15 protein-coding genes are annotated in these 15,250 nt (G+C 72.9%); 13 read left to right on the top strand and 2 right to left on the bottom strand.

What is annotated here, in order from left to right; genetic code table 11:
* Positions 1-12 precede the first annotated feature (12 nt).
* Positions 13-1,383: an isochorismate synthase gene (locus ACIQLL_RS01255; RefSeq protein WP_402462129.1), complete on the bottom strand. Its 1,371-nt coding sequence runs from the start codon at positions 1,381-1,383 to the stop codon at positions 13-15.
* Positions 1,384-1,517: 134 nt separating this feature from the next.
* On the opposite strand from ACIQLL_RS01255, the gene ACIQLL_RS01250 reads away from it, so the two are divergent.
* Positions 1,518-2,216, top strand: coding sequence for a demethylmenaquinone methyltransferase (locus ACIQLL_RS01250; RefSeq protein ID WP_402462126.1), 699 nt, complete (start codon positions 1,518-1,520; stop codon positions 2,214-2,216).
* Between the two features lie 25 nt (positions 2,217-2,241).
* Here the strand turns inward: ACIQLL_RS01250 and ACIQLL_RS01245 are convergent, their stop codons facing one another.
* Complete coding sequence (locus ACIQLL_RS01245) at positions 2,242-2,412, bottom strand: hypothetical protein (RefSeq protein WP_402462123.1); 171 nt, start codon at positions 2,410-2,412, stop codon at positions 2,242-2,244.
* A 263-nt stretch (positions 2,413-2,675) separates the two neighbouring features.
* Between ACIQLL_RS01245 and ACIQLL_RS01240 the strand changes: the two genes are divergently transcribed.
* The 12 genes from ACIQLL_RS01240 to nuoK all read left to right on the top strand — a co-directional run bounded on the left by ACIQLL_RS01240 (position 2,676) and on the right by nuoK (position 15,243).
* On the top strand, positions 2,676-3,989 hold the full coding sequence (locus ACIQLL_RS01240) for a geranylgeranyl reductase family protein (RefSeq protein WP_402462120.1): 1,314 nt from the start codon (positions 2,676-2,678) through the stop codon (positions 3,987-3,989).
* A gap of 70 nt (positions 3,990-4,059) precedes the next feature.
* Positions 4,060-4,422, top strand: coding sequence for an NADH-quinone oxidoreductase subunit A (locus tag ACIQLL_RS01235; RefSeq protein WP_402462118.1), 363 nt, complete (start codon positions 4,060-4,062; stop codon positions 4,420-4,422).
* Positions 4,423-4,480: 58 nt separating this feature from the next.
* Positions 4,481-5,032, top strand: a complete 552-nt coding sequence (locus tag ACIQLL_RS01230) for a NuoB/complex I 20 kDa subunit family protein (protein WP_402462115.1) — start codon at positions 4,481-4,483, stop codon at positions 5,030-5,032.
* Positions 5,029-5,823, top strand: coding sequence for an NADH-quinone oxidoreductase subunit C (locus ACIQLL_RS01225; RefSeq protein ID WP_402462113.1), 795 nt, complete (start codon positions 5,029-5,031; stop codon positions 5,821-5,823). Before ACIQLL_RS01230 ends, ACIQLL_RS01225 begins: the two co-directional genes overlap by 4 nt.
* Complete coding sequence (locus ACIQLL_RS01220; RefSeq protein WP_402462110.1) at positions 5,820-7,175, top strand: NADH-quinone oxidoreductase subunit D; 1,356 nt, start codon at positions 5,820-5,822, stop codon at positions 7,173-7,175. Before ACIQLL_RS01225 ends, ACIQLL_RS01220 begins: the two co-directional genes overlap by 4 nt.
* Positions 7,172-8,002: an NADH-quinone oxidoreductase subunit NuoE gene (gene nuoE / locus ACIQLL_RS01215; protein ID WP_402462107.1), complete on the top strand. Its 831-nt coding sequence runs from the start codon at positions 7,172-7,174 to the stop codon at positions 8,000-8,002. The genes ACIQLL_RS01220 and nuoE overlap by 4 nt, the downstream gene beginning before the upstream one ends.
* A 1-nt stretch (position 8,003) precedes the next feature.
* Entirely contained in the window at positions 8,004-9,341 is a 1,338-nt protein-coding gene (gene nuoF / locus ACIQLL_RS01210; protein WP_402462104.1) for an NADH-quinone oxidoreductase subunit NuoF, read from the top strand.
* Complete coding sequence (locus ACIQLL_RS01205; protein ID WP_402462101.1) at positions 9,341-11,989, top strand: NADH-quinone oxidoreductase subunit G; 2,649 nt, start codon at positions 9,341-9,343, stop codon at positions 11,987-11,989. Before nuoF ends, ACIQLL_RS01205 begins: the two co-directional genes overlap by 1 nt.
* Positions 11,986-13,344: an NADH-quinone oxidoreductase subunit NuoH gene (gene nuoH, locus ACIQLL_RS01200; protein WP_402462098.1), complete on the top strand. Its 1,359-nt coding sequence runs from the start codon at positions 11,986-11,988 to the stop codon at positions 13,342-13,344. Before ACIQLL_RS01205 ends, nuoH begins: the two co-directional genes overlap by 4 nt.
* Entirely contained in the window at positions 13,341-14,123 is a 783-nt protein-coding gene (gene nuoI / locus ACIQLL_RS01195; RefSeq protein ID WP_402462095.1) for an NADH-quinone oxidoreductase subunit NuoI, read from the top strand. Before nuoH ends, nuoI begins: the two co-directional genes overlap by 4 nt.
* The gene (locus tag ACIQLL_RS01190) at positions 14,120-14,944 is read left to right on the top strand and encodes an NADH-quinone oxidoreductase subunit J (protein WP_402462093.1); all 825 of its coding nucleotides are present in this window, start codon (positions 14,120-14,122) and stop codon (positions 14,942-14,944) included. Before nuoI ends, ACIQLL_RS01190 begins: the two co-directional genes overlap by 4 nt.
* Positions 14,944-15,243: an NADH-quinone oxidoreductase subunit NuoK gene (nuoK, locus tag ACIQLL_RS01185; protein WP_402462091.1), complete on the top strand. Its 300-nt coding sequence runs from the start codon at positions 14,944-14,946 to the stop codon at positions 15,241-15,243. The genes ACIQLL_RS01190 and nuoK overlap by 1 nt, the downstream gene beginning before the upstream one ends.
* Positions 15,244-15,250 lie beyond the last annotated feature (7 nt).

Here is a 15,250-nt window from a genome sequence, read left to right as displayed (position 1 = left end):
GGGCCGAGGTCCTCAGGTGCCGAGCGCGAACCGCATGGGGACCAGCTTCGCCTCCGACTCGGCCAGCTCGGCGGCCGGGTCGGACGCCGCCACGATGCCGCATCCCGCGAAGAGCCGGACGTGGTGCGGGTCGTCGGCGAGCTCGGCGGACCGCAGCGCGATGCCCCACTCGCCGTCGCCGTCGGCCCCCACCCAGCCGACCGGGCCCGCGTACCGGGCGCGGTCCATGCCCTCGATCTCGCGGATGAGGTCGCGGGCCGTCACCGTGGGCGTGCCGCACACGGCGGCGGAGGGGTGCAGCGCGGCCGCGAGGGTGAGCGAGCTGGCCCGCGAGGCCGGCTCCAGGACGGCCGTGACGTCCGAGGCGAGGTGCATCACGTTCGGCAGGTGCAGCACGAACGGCGCGTCGGGGACGTTCATCGACGAGCAGAAGGGGTCGAGGGCGCCCGCGACCGAGCTCACCGCGAACTCGTGCTCCTCGAGGTCCTTCGAGGACCGCGCGAGCTGGGCGGCGTGCAGCAGCGCGTCGTCGTCGCTCATCCCGGCCTCGCGCCGGATGGTCCCCGCGAGCACGCGGGAGGTGACCAGCCCCTTCTCGCTGCGCACCAGCAGCTCGGGGGTGGCGCCGACCATGCCCGCCACGGAGAAGGTCCAGCACGACGTGTAGGACTCCGCCAGGCGGCGCAGCAGCCAGCGCGGGTCCACGGCATTCTCGGTGGTGGCCACGACGTCGCGCGCCAGGACCACCTTGTCGAGCTCGCCGGCGCGGATGCGGGCGACGGCCTCGGCGACGACGGCGGGCCAGTCGCGGGCGTCCACCGCGCCGTCGTGCATCTCGACGCGGCCCGGTGCCGTCACCGGCTCGCGTGCCGTGCGCGCCAGGACGTCGTCCCCCGGTGCGTCGAGCGTCCCGCCGGTGGAGATCGTCGTCATCCAGCAGACGTCGCCGCGGCGGCCGACGACGACGCGCGGCACGACGAGGGACCCCTGCGGCCGGGCCCCGTCGAACGACTCGCCGGTGCCGCCGTCGTCGAACGCGAACGTGCCGAAGGCGACGGGGCCCGTGCCGGGCAGGCCGACCTCGTCGCGGACGACGGCGTGGGCGAGCGTGGCGCGCCACGCCTCCTCGGCGTCGGCGAACCGGCCGGGCCCGTAGGTGTCGAGGCGCAGGGCCTCGCCCCAGCCGACCAGCCCGTCGCCACGCCGGACCCACGTCAGGGGGCGGGTGTCGGGGAGCAGGTCGACCAGTGCGGCGGGTCCGCCGGGCAGCCGGTCGATCCGGGTGGTCCGGACCACGAGCGGGCGGGGCTGCGGGGCGGACGACGGCGTTGCTGCGGGCTCGCCCGACGGCGGGACCGGCGCCGGGTGAGGCGTGGCGGACATCGCCGTCAGCCTACGCCGCCTTCCTCCCGGAAGCAGGCGGTCCGTGCCGGACCCGGTGGGGCGCCGCCGCCGTGCGGTGGCGGACCGTGGCGACCGGGCCGGACGTGCCGGCCGGGTCGTGGGACGATGACGCCATGCCCCGCGCCAGCCTGGACAAGAAGCCCGCCGAGGTCGCCTCGATGTTCGACGGCATCGCCGAGCGCTACGACCTGACCAACGACCTGATCTCGCTGGGTCAGGACCGCCGGTGGCGGCGTGCCACGGTGGCGGCGGTCGCCGCCGCGCCGGGGGAGCGGGTGCTCGACCTCGCGGCGGGGACGGGGACGTCGAGCGAGCCCTTCGCCGACTCGCGTGCCGTCGTGGTGCCCTCGGACTTCTCGCTGGGCATGCTCCAGGTGGGCAAGTCGCGCCGGGGCGACCTGCCGTTCGTGGCGGGGGACGCGACCCGCCTGCCGTTCGCGGACGGCGCGTTCGACGCGGTGACGATCAGCTTCGGGCTGCGCAACGTGGTCGACACGTCCGCGGCGCTGCGCGAGATGCTCCGGGTGACGCGGCCGGGCGGCCGGGTCGTGATCTGCGAGTTCTCGCACCCGACGTGGGCGCCGTTCCGCCAGGTCTACCTCGAGTACCTCATGCGGGCGCTGCCGGCCGTCGCGGGTGCCGTCACACGGGACAAGGGTTCCTACGACTACCTGGCCGAGTCGATCCGGTCGTGGCCCGACCAGGAGGGTCTGGGCCGGCTGCTGCTCCGGGCGGGCTGGGCGCAGGCGTCCTACCGCAACCTGTCGGGCGGCATCGTGGCCCTGCACCGCGCGACCCGCCCGGTCGGCTGACGGCCGCGCGGCGCAGCGGGTCCGGTCAGTTCTTGCTGACCTTGTCCTGGACCTCGCCGACCTTCTCCTGGACGCGCGGGTCGTTCCAGGTGTCGACCGCGAGCTTCTTGGCCTGGTCGAGCTTCTCCCGGCCCTTCTCGGTGCCGAGGTAGTACCCCAGTGCGATGCCTGCGGCGAGTGCGGTGATGGCCTTCATGGTCGGAATCCTCCGGTGCGGGCGGTTTCACAGGGGCGGGTGCTGCTCCGTGCGTCGACCGTATGTCGTGACCAGGTGGGACGCCAGCCTGCCGGGAGAACCCGCCCGGAGAGCCGCCCGGAACCGGCCCGTGCAGCGCAGGAAAGGCTTGCCTTCCTACACACGGCTCCGTGAACGTGGTTAGAGTGCTCGCAGAACGTTGTGATCGAGTTCACAAGGATCGTCGGCGAGGGAGCCGGGGTCTCACTTCACGGAGGTGAGCAGTGCGAGCAGAGCGGCGTGACGATGCCGACGTCATCGTCGTCGGTGCAGGTCCGGCCGGTTCCGCCACCGCGCACTGGTGCGCCGCCGCCGGGCTCGACGTCCTGCTGCTGGAGAAGGCCTCCTTCCCCCGCGACAAGGTCTGCGGGGACGGCCTGACCCCCCGTGCGGTGGCCGAGCTGGCCCGGATGGGCCTGGACACGCGGCCCGACGACGGCTGGATCCGCAACGAGGGTCTGCGCGTCGTGGCCGGCGGGCGGTCCTGGGAGCTGGCCTGGCCCGACCTCACGACGTACCCCGGCTACGGCCTGGCCCGTGCCCGCACCTCGCTCGACCACCGGCTGGCGCAGCACGCGCAGGCCTCGGGGGCCAAGCTGATGGAGCGGACCCGGGTCACCGGGCCGGTCCTGGACGAGCACACCGGACGCGTCGTCGGTGTGACGGCCCAGCCCCTGGACGGCCGCGGCCGCTCCGACGGTCCCGGCCGGACCCTGCGCGCGCCCGTGGTGGTCGCCGCCGACGGCGTGTCCTCGCGGTTCGCCACGACGCTCGGCATCACCCGCCGTGACGACCGCCCGATGGGCACCGCCGTGCGCACCTACTTCCGGACGGAGGGCACCTCGCGCCACGAGGACGCCTTCATGGAGTCCCACCTCGAGCTGTGGGACGGCGTGCCCGGCGAGTCCAACCTGCTGCCGGGCTACGGCTGGATCTTCGCCCTCGGCGACGGCACGGCGAACGTCGGTCTCGGCTCGGTGAGCTCGACGCCGGCGCGGCAGTCCGCGACGGGGCACGACTACCGCGCGCTCATGGCGGCGTGGATGCGCAACACCCCCGAGGAGTGGGGCTTCACGCCCGAGAACCAGGTGGGTCCCGTCCGTGGGGCGGCCCTGCCGATGGGCTTCAACCGGTCGCCGATGTACCGCGACGGCGTCGTGCTCGTCGGGGACTCCGCCGGGATGGTCAGCCCGTTCAACGGGGAGGGGATCGCCTACGCGCTGCAGGCCGGGCGCGTGGCGGCCGACGCCGTCGCCCAGGCCCGCACCCGCGTCACCGACGACGCGCGCGAACGCACGCTGGCGACCTACGCGGACCGGATGCGCGCCGACCTCGGCGGCTACTACACGCTGGGCCGCTGGTTCGTCCGGCTCATCGAGCACCCGGCGATCATGCGGGCGTGCGTGCGGTACGGGCTGCCCCGGCCGGTGGTGATGCAGTTCGTGCTCAAGCTGCTCTCGGACTGCTACGAGCCACGCGGCGGCGACTGGGTGGACCGGGTGATCGCCGGACTGACGAGGGTGGTTCCGAAGGCATGACGCACGGCACGAGGCTCGTGGTGGCACGAAGGAGTGACGCGGACGTGAGCAGGACAGGCGAGGAGACCCGATGAGCAACCCGTACGTCCCGGTGCTGGTCCTGCTGGGGATCGCGGCCGTGCTGGCCCTCGGCGGCGTGGGCGCGAGCGCCGTCATCGGACCGAAGCGCTACAACCGGGCCAAGCTCGACGCCTACGAGTGCGGGATCGAGCCGACCCCCCACGCCACCGGCGGTGGCCGGCTGCCCATCAAGTACTACCTGGTGGCGATGACGTTCATCGTCTTCGACATCGAGGTCGTCTTCCTCTACCCGTGGGCGGTGGACTTCGCGGTCCTGGCCGGGTTCGGCCTGGTGGCGGTGCTGATCTTCCTGGTGCTGATCACCATCCCGTTCGTCTACGAGTGGCGGCGCGGCGGGTTCGACTGGGTCTGACAGCACGTTCGGCAAGGGCGCCGGGACCTCGGCGCCGCAACTCCAGGAGGGAGGGCACATGGGACTGGAGGAGTCACCGTCGGGATTCCTGCTGACGACGATCGAGGATCTCGCGGGGTACCTGCGCAAGTCGTCCGTGTGGCCCGTGACGTTCGGGCTGGCGTGCTGCGCCATCGAGATGATGGCGGCGGGCGCCTCGCGCTTCGACCTGTCGCGGTTCGGCATGGAGGTCTTCCGCGCGTCGCCGCGTCAGGCGGACCTCATGATCGTCGCGGGTCGCGTGAGCCAGAAGATGGCGCCCGTTGTCCGGCAGGTCTACGACCAGATGAGCGAGCCCAAGTGGGTGCTGTCGATGGGCGTGTGCGCCTCCAGCGGCGGCATGTTCAACAACTACGCGATCGTCCAGGGTGTCGACCACGTCGTGCCGGTCGACATCTACCTCCCGGGCTGCCCGCCGCGCCCCGAGATGCTGATCAACGCGATCCTGGCGCTGCACCAGCAGATCAAGGACGAGCCGATGGGCGTCAACCGGGTCGAGGCGGCCAGGGCTGCCGAGGCGGCCGCGCTGGAGGCGACCCCCACGTCCCAGATGATCGGGCTGCTGCGGTGACGGCGGGCGACGGCGCGGAGGTCGCGGGGACCGGGTCGGGCGGGGAGGCCGGCACGGCGTCGCAGGTCGACCGGCCACGCCCCGGGACGACGGCGGAGGTGGTCGGCGAGCGCACGGGGATGTTCGGCGTGCACGGCTCGGGGGACACCTCCGGCTACGGGGGCCTGGTCCGGACCGTCACGATGCCGGCGGCCGCCTCGCGGCCCTACGGCAGCTGGTTCGACGACGCCGTCGACGTGCTCGCCGAGGTGCTCGGTGACTCCGGCGTCCGGTTCGACGACGCCGTCGAGCGCGTGGTGGTCACGGACCACCGCCGTCGGGCCGAGGGTGAGGGCCCCAGCGCGGACGCGGAGCTGACGCTGTACGTGACCCGCGAGCACCTGGTGGCGGTGTGCCGGGCGTTGCGCGACGACCAGGACCTGCGCTTCGAGCTGTCGCTGGGGGTGTCGGGCGTGCACTACCCGGACGACGTCGGCCGCGAGCTGCACGCCGTCTACCACCTGACGTCGGTGACGCACGGTCGGCAGGTCCGCCTGGAGGTGGCCTGCCCGGACGGTGACCCGCACGTGCCGTCCACCACCGGCGTGTACCCCACGAACGACTGGCACGAGCGCGAGACGTGGGACTTCTTCGGGATCGTGTTCGACGGGCACCCCGGCCTGGCCCGCATCGAGATGCCGGACGACTGGCCGGGCCACCCGCAGCGCAAGGACTACCCGCTCGGGGGCATCGCCGTGGAGTACAAGGGCGCCACGGTCCCGCCGCCGGACACCAGGAGGGAGTACTCATGACGGCGCCCGCGCAGGAGCACCCGGTGCACTCGACCCGACCCGCCGCCGAGGACTACGGCCCCGGGGTGGCAGGGTTCGAGGCCTCCGGCGGCGACTGGGACGAGATCGCCCGGGAGGCGATCGGCGAGGAACGCATCGTCGTCAACATGGGACCCCAGCACCCGTCGACGCACGGCGTGCTGCGGCTCATGCTGGAGATCGACGGCGAGACGGTCACCGAGGCCCGGTGCGGCATCGGCTACCTGCACACCGGCATCGAGAAGAACATGGAGTTCCGCACCTGGACGCAGGGCACCACGTTCTGCACCCGGATGGACTACCTGGCGCCGCTGTTCCAGGAGACGGCGTACTGCCTCGGCACGGAGCGGCTGCTGGGGATCACCGACGACGTCCCGGAACGGGCGAACGTGATCCGGGTGCTGATGATGGAGCTCAACCGGGTCGCCTCCCACCTGGTCTGCCTGGGCACCGGCGGCAACGAGATGGGCGCCACGACGATCATGACCATGGCCTTCACGGCCCGCGAGGAGATCCTGCGTCTGTTCGAGGCCGTCACGGGGCTGCGCATGAACCACGCGTACGTGCGTCCCGGCGGGGTCGCGCAGGACGTGCCCGACGACTTCACCGACCAGGTGCGCTCCCTGCTGCCGAGCATCCGCAAGTACCTGGCGATGCTCGGGGACCTGATGCTCGCCAACCCGATCTTCGTCTCCCGTCTCAAGGACGTGGGGGTGCTCAACCTGGCGGGCTGCTTCGCGCTCGGGGTCACCGGTCCGGTGCTGCGCTCGGCCGGGCACCCGTACGACGTGCGCAAGGCGTTCCCCTACAGCGGGTACGAGACCTACGACTTCGACGTCCCGACCGACACCGCGGCGGACTGCTACGCCCGCGTGGTGCTGCGCCTCGAGGAGTGCTACCAGTCGCTGCGGATCGTCGAGCAGTGCCTGACGCGCCTCGACGACTCGGTCGGCGCACCGGTCATGGTGGCGGACAAGAAGATCGCGTGGCCCGCCCAGCTCGCCGTCGGGCCGGACGGGCAGGGCAACTCGCTCGACCACATCCGCCACATCATGGGGACCTCGATGGAGGCCCTCATCCACCACTTCAAGCTGGTCACCGAGGGGTTCGGCGTGCCGGCCGGTCAGGCGTGGCAGACGATCGAGCACCCGCGCGGCGAGATGGGCGTGCACGTGGTGTCCGACGGCGGCACGCGGCCGTACCGGGCGCACTTCCGCGACCCGTCGTTCAACAACCTCCAGGCGGTGTCGGTGATGTGCGAGGGCGGCCAGGTGGCCGACGTCGTCGTCGCCGTCGCCTCCCTGGACCCGGTGCTGGGAGGGGTGGACCGATGACGGCCGAACCGGTGGGCGCGCGTTCGCGCACGGGGTACGACGCCGAGACGCTGGCCGCGCTGACGGCCGACGCCGAGCAGATCGTGGCGCGCTACCCGGACCCGCGGTCCGGGCTGCTGCCCCTGCTGCACCTGGTGCAGTCGGTGGACGGCTACGTCAGCCGTGACGGGATCGTGTTCTGCGCCGAGCAGCTCGGGCTGACGGCCGCCGAGGTCTCGGCCGTGGCCACGTTCTACACCCAGTACAAGCGGCACCCCAACGGGGAGTACACCGTCGGGGTGTGCACCAACACGCTGTGCGCGGTGATGGGCGGGGACGCCATCTTCGACCGGCTCAGCGAGCACCTGGACGTCGGGCACGACGAGACGACGCCGGACGGGTCCATCACCCTGGAGCGCGTCGAGTGCAACGCCGCCTGCGACTTCGCCCCGGTGGTGATGGTCAACTGGGAGTTCTTCGACAACCAGACGCCGCAGTCCGCCACCGACCTGGCCGACCGGCTGCGGGCGGGCGAGGACGTCGTGCCCACGCGCGGCGCGTCCAGCGTGTGCTCGTTCAAGCAGACGAGCCGGGTCCTGGCGGGGTTCGACGACGGCCGCGCCGACGAGGGCGTCGGGGCGGCGGGACCCACCCTGGAGGGGCTGCGCATCGCCCGGGAACGGGGCTGGACGGCCCCGACGGCGGACGAGGTGGGCCCCGAGGACTCGGCGGGCGCCGAGGTCCCGCCCGAGACGGGCACCGCCCAGTCCAGCGCGGAGCGCAAGCCGAGCACCGTCTCGGACGAGACGCCGGGCACGCCGGACGCCGCCACCGGGAAGGAGGCCTGAGATGACCGACCTGCTCACCCCGGTGCTCACCGCGACCTGGGACGCCGAGGACTCCTGGAAGCTCGCCACGTACGAGGCCGCCGGCGGCTACGCCGGGCTGCGGTCCGCCCTGCGGCAGGACCCGGCCGACCTGGTCCAGCTCGTCAAGGACTCCGGCCTGCGGGGACGTGGCGGCGCCGGGTTCCCCACGGGCATGAAGTGGGGCTTCCTGCCCGCGCCCGACGGCGGCCCGCGCTACCTGGTGGTGAACGCCGACGAGTCCGAGCCGGGCACCTGCAAGGACATCCCCCTGATGCTCGCCAGCCCCCAGCACCTGATCGAGGGTGTCGCGATCACCAGCTACGCCATCGGCTGCCACCACGCCTTCATCTACGTGCGCGGCGAGGTGCTGCACGTCTACCGCCGGCTGCTGGCCGCGGTCCGCGAGGCGTACGAGGCCGGGCACCTGGGCACCGACATCCACGGGTCCGGCTACGACCTCGAGGTCACCGTGCACGCCGGCGCCGGGGCGTACATCTGCGGCGAGGAGACGGCGCTGCTCGACTCGCTGGAGGGACGGCGCGGTCAGCCGCGGCTCAAGCCGCCGTTCCCCGCGGTCGCCGGGCTGTACTCGCGGCCGACGGTCGTCAACAACGTCGAGTCCATCGCGTCGGTGCCGGGCATCGTCGTCAACGGCGCCGACTGGTTCGCCTCGATGGGCACCGAGAAGTCGCAGGGCCACGGGCTGTTCTCGTTGTCCGGGCACGTCACCCGGCCGGGCCAGTTCGAGGCGCCGCTCGGGATCACGCTGCGCGAGCTGCTCGACCTGGCCGGCGGGGTCCGCGAGGGACACGAGCTGAAGTTCTGGACCCCGGGCGGCTCGTCGACGCCGATCTTCACCGCCGAGCACCTGGACGTGCCGCTGGACTACGAGTCCGTCGGCGCCGCCGGCTCGATGCTCGGCACGCGGGCGCTGCAGATCTTCGACGAGACCACCTGCGTGGTCCGGGCCGTGAGCCGGTGGACCGACTTCTACGCCCACGAGTCCTGCGGCAAGTGCACCCCCTGCCGCGAGGGCACCTACTGGCTCAAGCAGGTCCTGCACCGCATCGAGGCGGGCGACGGCGCCGGCCCGGACATCGACCTGCTGCTCGACCTGTGCGACAACATCCTGGGCCGCGCGTTCTGCGCGCTGGGGGACGGCGCGACGTCGCCCATCACGTCGAGCATCGAGTACTTCCGGGACGAGTACGAGGCGCACCTCGACGGGCGAGGATGCCCGTTCGACCCGGCCCGGTCCACCCTGTTCGACGACACGCCCCAGGCGCCGCCGGCGCTCGCGGGCGCGGGAGGCCACTGATGACCGCCACCACGGACAAGCCGACCGACTCCCCGGTGGAGACGGTGACCTGCACGATCGACGACGTCGAGGTCACCGTCCCGAAGGGCACCCTCGTGATCCGCGCGGCCGAGCGGGTCGGCATCGAGATCCCGCGGTTCTGCGACCACCCGCTGCTGGAGCCGGCCGGGGCCTGCCGCCAGTGCCTGGTCGAGGTCTCGATGCCGGACCGGGAGGGCAACCTGCGCCCGATGCCGAAGCCGCAGGCGTCCTGCACCATGACGGTCACCCCGGGCATGGTGGTGCGGACCCAGCACACCTCGGCGGTCGCGGACAAGGCGCAGCAGGGGGTCATGGAGCTGCTGCTCATGAACCACCCGTTGGACTGCCCGGTGTGCGACAAGGGCGGCGAGTGCCCCCTGCAGAACCAGGCCATGTCCAACGGCCGGGGCGACACCCGGTTCGCCGACGTCAAGCGGACCTTCCCCAAGCCCATCGAGGTGTCCTCGCAGATCCTGCTGGACCGGGAGCGCTGCGTGCTGTGCCAGCGGTGCACCCGGTTCTCCGAGGAGATCGCCGGCGACGTGTTCATCGACCTCCAGGAACGCGGACCCGACCAGCAGATCGGGCGGTTCGACGAGGAGATCCTCGACTTCGCCCCGCCCCGGGGTGCGGCGGCGGCCGCGTCCGAGGTGTCGCGGACGCACGGGGACTCCGCCGTCGCCGACCCCGTCCCGGCCCGGGCTCCCGGTCCGGTCGACATCCCGCAGGGCGTCGCCCTGCCCGACGCCTCCGGGCAGCCGTTCGCCTCGTACTTCTCCGGCAACACCGTGCAGATCTGCCCGGTCGGTGCCCTGACCGGTGCGCGCTACCGCTTCCGCTCGCGCCCGTTCGACCTCGTCTCGACCCCGGGGATCTCCGAGCACGACGCGTGCGGGTCGGCGATCCGGATCGACCACCGGCGCGGCAAGGTGATGCGCCGGCTGTCGGGGAACGACCCGGTGGTCAACGAGGAGTGGATCACCGACAAGGACCGGTTCGCGTTCACCTGGCAGACCGCTCCGGACCGGCTGACGACACCGTTGGTGCGTTCCGACGGCGAGCTGCGGGTGGCGTCCTGGGCCGAGGCGCTCGAGGTCGCCGCCCGCGGGCTGGCCGCCGCCGCCTCCGACGGCGGTGTGGGCGTGCTGCCGGGAGGCCGGCTCACGGTGGAGGACGCCTTCGCCTGGTCCCGGTTCGCCCGCACGGCGCTGCACACCGACGACGTCGACCAGCGCGCCCGGGTGCACTCGGTCGAGGAGGCCGACCTGCTGGCGCACGCGGTGGCAGGCTCCGGCGTCGGGGTGACCTTCTCCGACCTCGAGGCCGCGCCCGCGGTCCTGCTCGTCGGCCTGGAGGCCGAGGAGGAGGCCGGGGTGACGTTCCTGCGGCTGCGCAAGGGCGTCCGGTCGGGGACCCGCGTGTTCTCGGTGGCGCCGTTCGCGACCCGCGGGCTCGCCCGGCTGGACGGCACGCTGCTCCCGGCCGCACCGGGCACGGAGGCGGAGTGGCTGGGCACGTTGGCCGCCCAGGCCGCGGGTGACCTGGTGCCGGCGGACGCCGACCGGTCCACCCTCGAGGACGTCACCGGGACGCTCTCGCAGGACGGCGCGGTCCTGCTGGTGGGGGAGCGGCTGGCCGGCTCCCCGGGTGCCTGCGCCGCGGCGCTGCGGCTCGCCGGGGCGACGGGGGCCCGGCTGGCCTGGATCCCGCGTCGCGCCGGGGAGCGCGGCGGGCTCGAGGCGGGTCTGCTGCCCGGTCTGCTGCCCGGCGGACGTCCCCTGACCGACCCCGCGGCGCGTGCCGAGGTCGCCGCCGCCTGGGGTGTCGCCGAGGGCGACCTGCCGCAGGCGCCCGGCCTCGACACCTCCGGCATCCTCGACGCCCTGAGCGTCGGCCAGCTCTCCGGGGCCCTGGTCGGCGGGGTCGAGCTCGCCGACCTGCCGGACCCGGACCACGCCCGCCGGGCGCTGGCCGCGGCCGGGTTCGTCGTCTCGCTCGAGGTGCGCGCCTCCGAGGTCACCGACCTGGCCGACGTGGTGCTCCCCGTGGCCCCGCCGGCCGAGCGGGCCGGGTCGTACTGGAACTGGGAGGGCCGGGTACGGGCCTTCGGGCCGGCCCTCGACTCCTCCGCGCTGCCGGACCACCGGGTCCTGGACGCGCTGGCCGCCCGCCTCGGCGTCGACCTCGGCGCCATGGAACCCCTCCAGGCGCACCGGGCGATCGGTGCGCTGGGCCCGTGGCGGGGGGACCGCGCCCCGGCGCCCCAGGGCACGACCGCCGACCCGCCGTCGGTGCCGACCGGCACCGCGGTGCTGGCGAGCTGGCGCCTGCTGCTCGACGAGGGCCGGATGCAGGACGGCGAGCCGTTCCTCGCCGGCACCGCCAAGACGCCGGTCGCCCGGATGAGCGCGGTCACGGCCGCGGGCTTCGACGTGTTCGACGGCGACCGGGTCACCGTGTCCACGGACCGCGGCGAGATCACGCTGCCGGTGGCCATCACGGAGATGGTCGACCACGTGGTGTGGCTGCCGATGGCCTCCCGCGGGTGCCGCGTGCACGACGCGCTCGGCGTGAGTCCCGGCGACCCGGTCCGGGTGACCCCGGCCGAGAAGGGAGTCGACGCATGATCCCCGGTGTCGCGGCCGACTTCAGCATGGACACCATCTGGGTGACGCTGGTCAAGGCCGTGCTCGTCATCGTCTTCCTGCTGACGAGCGTGCTGGTGGCGATCTGGTTCGAGCGCAAGGTCGTGGCCCGCATGCAGCTGCGGCCCGGGCCGAACTGGCACGGGCCCTTCGGCCTGCTGCAGTCCCTCGGCGACGCGATGAAGCTGCTGCTCAAGGAGGACATGACGGTCACGAACGCCGACCGTCGGATCTACCTCCTGGCGCCGATGATCTCGGTGCTGTGCGCGCTGCTGGTCTTCGCCGTCATCCCGTTCGGGCCGAACGTGACCATCCCGTTCACCGACTTCTCCACCCCGCTGCAGCTGACCGACTTCCCCGTCGCGGTGCTGTACGTGCTGGCGTGCGCGTCCATCGGCGTCTACGGGATCGTGCTGGGCGGCTGGTCCTCCGGCTCGACGTACCCGCTGCTCGGCGCGGTGCGCTCCACGGCCCAGGTCATCAGCTACGAGCTGGCGATGGGGCTGTCCCTGGTCAGCGTGTTCATCATGGCGGGGTCGATGTCGACCTCGACCATCGTCGACTCGCAGACGAGCCTCTGGTGGTTCGTCCCCCTGGCTCCGGCGTTCGTCATCTACATCGTCTCGATGGTGGGGGAGACCAACCGCCTGCCGTTCGACCTGCCCGAGGCCGAGGGCGAGCTCGTCTCCGGGTACATGACCGAGTACTCCTCGATGAAGTTCGCCTGGTTCTTCCTGGCGGAGTACATCGCCATGATCAACGTCTCGGCCGTGGCCACCACGCTGTTCCTGGGCGGATGGCGCGCCCCGTGGCCGTTGTCCCTCATCGGTGACGGCGTGCTCAACACGGGCTGGTGGCCGCTGCTGTGGTTCCTGGCCAAGGTGTGGCTGCTGATGTTCTTCTTCGTGTGGGTGCGCGGCACGCTCCTGCGCCTGCGCTACGACCAGTTCATGATCCTCGGGTGGAAGGTCCTCATCCCGTTCGCGCTGGGCTGGGTCGTGGTCCTGGGCTCCTTCCAGTGGGCCGGGCAGTCGGGCATCACCCGCACCCAGATGATCGTCGGGATCCTGGTCGTCGTCGCCGTCGTGCTCGCCGTGCTCTGGTTCTGGCCCGAGCGCAAGCCGCCGGGGCGGGCGGTCGACGGCGCCGGCGGGGAGGAAGCGGCGGAGTTCGACGCCTTTGCCGGCGGCTACCCCGTGCCACCCCTGCCCGGCCAGGCGCTGCCGCCGTCGCCGCGCGCACGACGCACCGTCGTCGCCACCGGCACGGCGGGGGGCGATCCGTCCGGCGCCCCCGATCCCACCGCGACCGCCGTCGACGACGAGGAGACGCGATGACCGACAAGCCCTACGAGCCGCTGCGGCCCACGAAGGGGCCGGTGGGCGAGCTGTTCGCGCCCGTGGCCGGGTTCGGGGTGACGTTCGCCTCGATGTTCAAGCCGACCGTCACCGAGCAGTACCCGCGTCGCAAGACCCCGCCGCAGCACCGGTTCCACGGACGCCACCAGCTCAACCGCTACGCCGACGGGCTGGAGAAGTGCATCGGGTGCGAGCTGTGCGCCTGGGCGTGCCCGGCCGACGCCATCTACGTCGAGGGGTCGGACAACGCCGACGCCGTCGAGGGGGAGCCCGAGGCGCACGTCAGCCCCGGTGAGCGGTACGGCAGCGTCTACCAGATCAACTACCTGCGCTGCATCTTCTGCGGGCTGTGCATCGAGGCCTGCCCGACGCGGGCGCTGACGATGAGCAACGACTTCGAGATCGCCGGCCCCACCCGTGCCGGGATGATCTACGAGAAGCAGGACATCCTCGCCCCGCTGGCCGAGGGGATGCTCGCCGGCCCCCACCCCATGGTCGAGGGCACGACGGACACGGAGTACTACCGCGGCGAGGTCACGGCCCCGACGGCCGCCCAGGTCGACTGGGTCCGCGAGCGGCGTCCGGACGACCCGACGCTGGACGCCGCGGCCGCCGTCGTCGCCGGGGACGCCCCGCCGCCCACGCCGGAGCAGCACCGGCTGCGACCCGACCAGGACCGCGCCGTCGCCGAGAAGGCCGCGGCGACGCGGTCCAGCGTCGACACCCGGCCCGTGCAGACCGAGGAGGCCCGCCCATGACCGTCTCCGGCGGGGAGGCCGTCCTGTTCTGGGCGCTGGCCCCCCTCATGGTGATCGCCGCGGCCGGGCTGCTCGTGGTCCGCCGGGCCGTGCACGCCGCGGTGTGCGTCGTGTTCGTCATGATCGGGCTGGCCGTGCTCTACGTCGCCCAGGAGGCGCCGTTCCTCGGCATCGTGCAGGTGGTCGTCTACACGGGCGCCGTGATGATGCTGTTCCTGTTCGTGCTCATGCTCGTGGGGGTCGACTCCGCGGACTCCCTGACCGAGACCATCCGGGGCCAGCGCTGGATCGGCGTCCTGCTCGGCCTGGGGCTCGGCGCCGTGCTGTGCGCGGTCGTGGCGAGCGCCACGTTCCGCGAGCCCGTGGGCCTCGCCGAGGCCAACGCCGTCACCAACCCCGTGGCGCTCGCGCGCGTGCTGTTCGAGCACTACGTGGTCGCGATGGAGGTGGTCGGCATCCTGCTGGTCACCGCGGCGCTCGCCGGCCTGGTGCTGACCCACCGGCGCCGGCTGGGCCGCAAGCCGACGCAGCGGGCGCTGGCCGAGGCGAAGGTGGCCGCGCTGCCGCAGGGCCGCACGCTGACCCCGCTGCCCGCGCCCGGCGTCTACGCCCAGCACAACGCGATGGACGCCCCGGCGCTCGACCCGCAGGGCCGCCCGCTGGAGCACTCGGTCTCGCGCGTGCTGCGGATCCGTGGCCAGGAGCGGTCGGCCGTCGAGCTGCTCACCGCGGAGGAGACGCTCGTCGAGCACGAGCCGCCCGGGCCGGAGCGCGGTGCACCCGCCTCCCGCGCGGACGGCTCCGAGGAGGAGGGGCACTGATGGAGCTGACCAACTACCTCTACCTCGCGGTGATCCTGTTCGCGCTCGGGGCGACGACGGTGCTGCTGCGGCGCAACGCGATCGTGGTGTTCATGGGGGTCGAGCTGATGCTCAACGCCACGAACCTCGCGCTGGTGACCTTCGCCCGGATGCACGGTGACATCACCGGACAGGTCCTCGCGTTCTTCGTCATGGTGGTGGCCGCCGCGGAGGTCGTGGTCGGCCTGGCGATCATCGTGACGATCTTCCGTGCCCGCCGGTCGGCCTCGGTCGACGACGCCAACCTGCTCAAGAGCTGAGGGGCCG

The organism is Isoptericola aurantiacus, from assembly GCF_044769875.1.
Classification (GTDB): domain Bacteria; phylum Actinomycetota; class Actinomycetes; order Actinomycetales; family Cellulomonadaceae; genus Isoptericola; species Isoptericola aurantiacus.
This window is presented reverse-complemented; position numbering and strand designations above follow the sequence as displayed.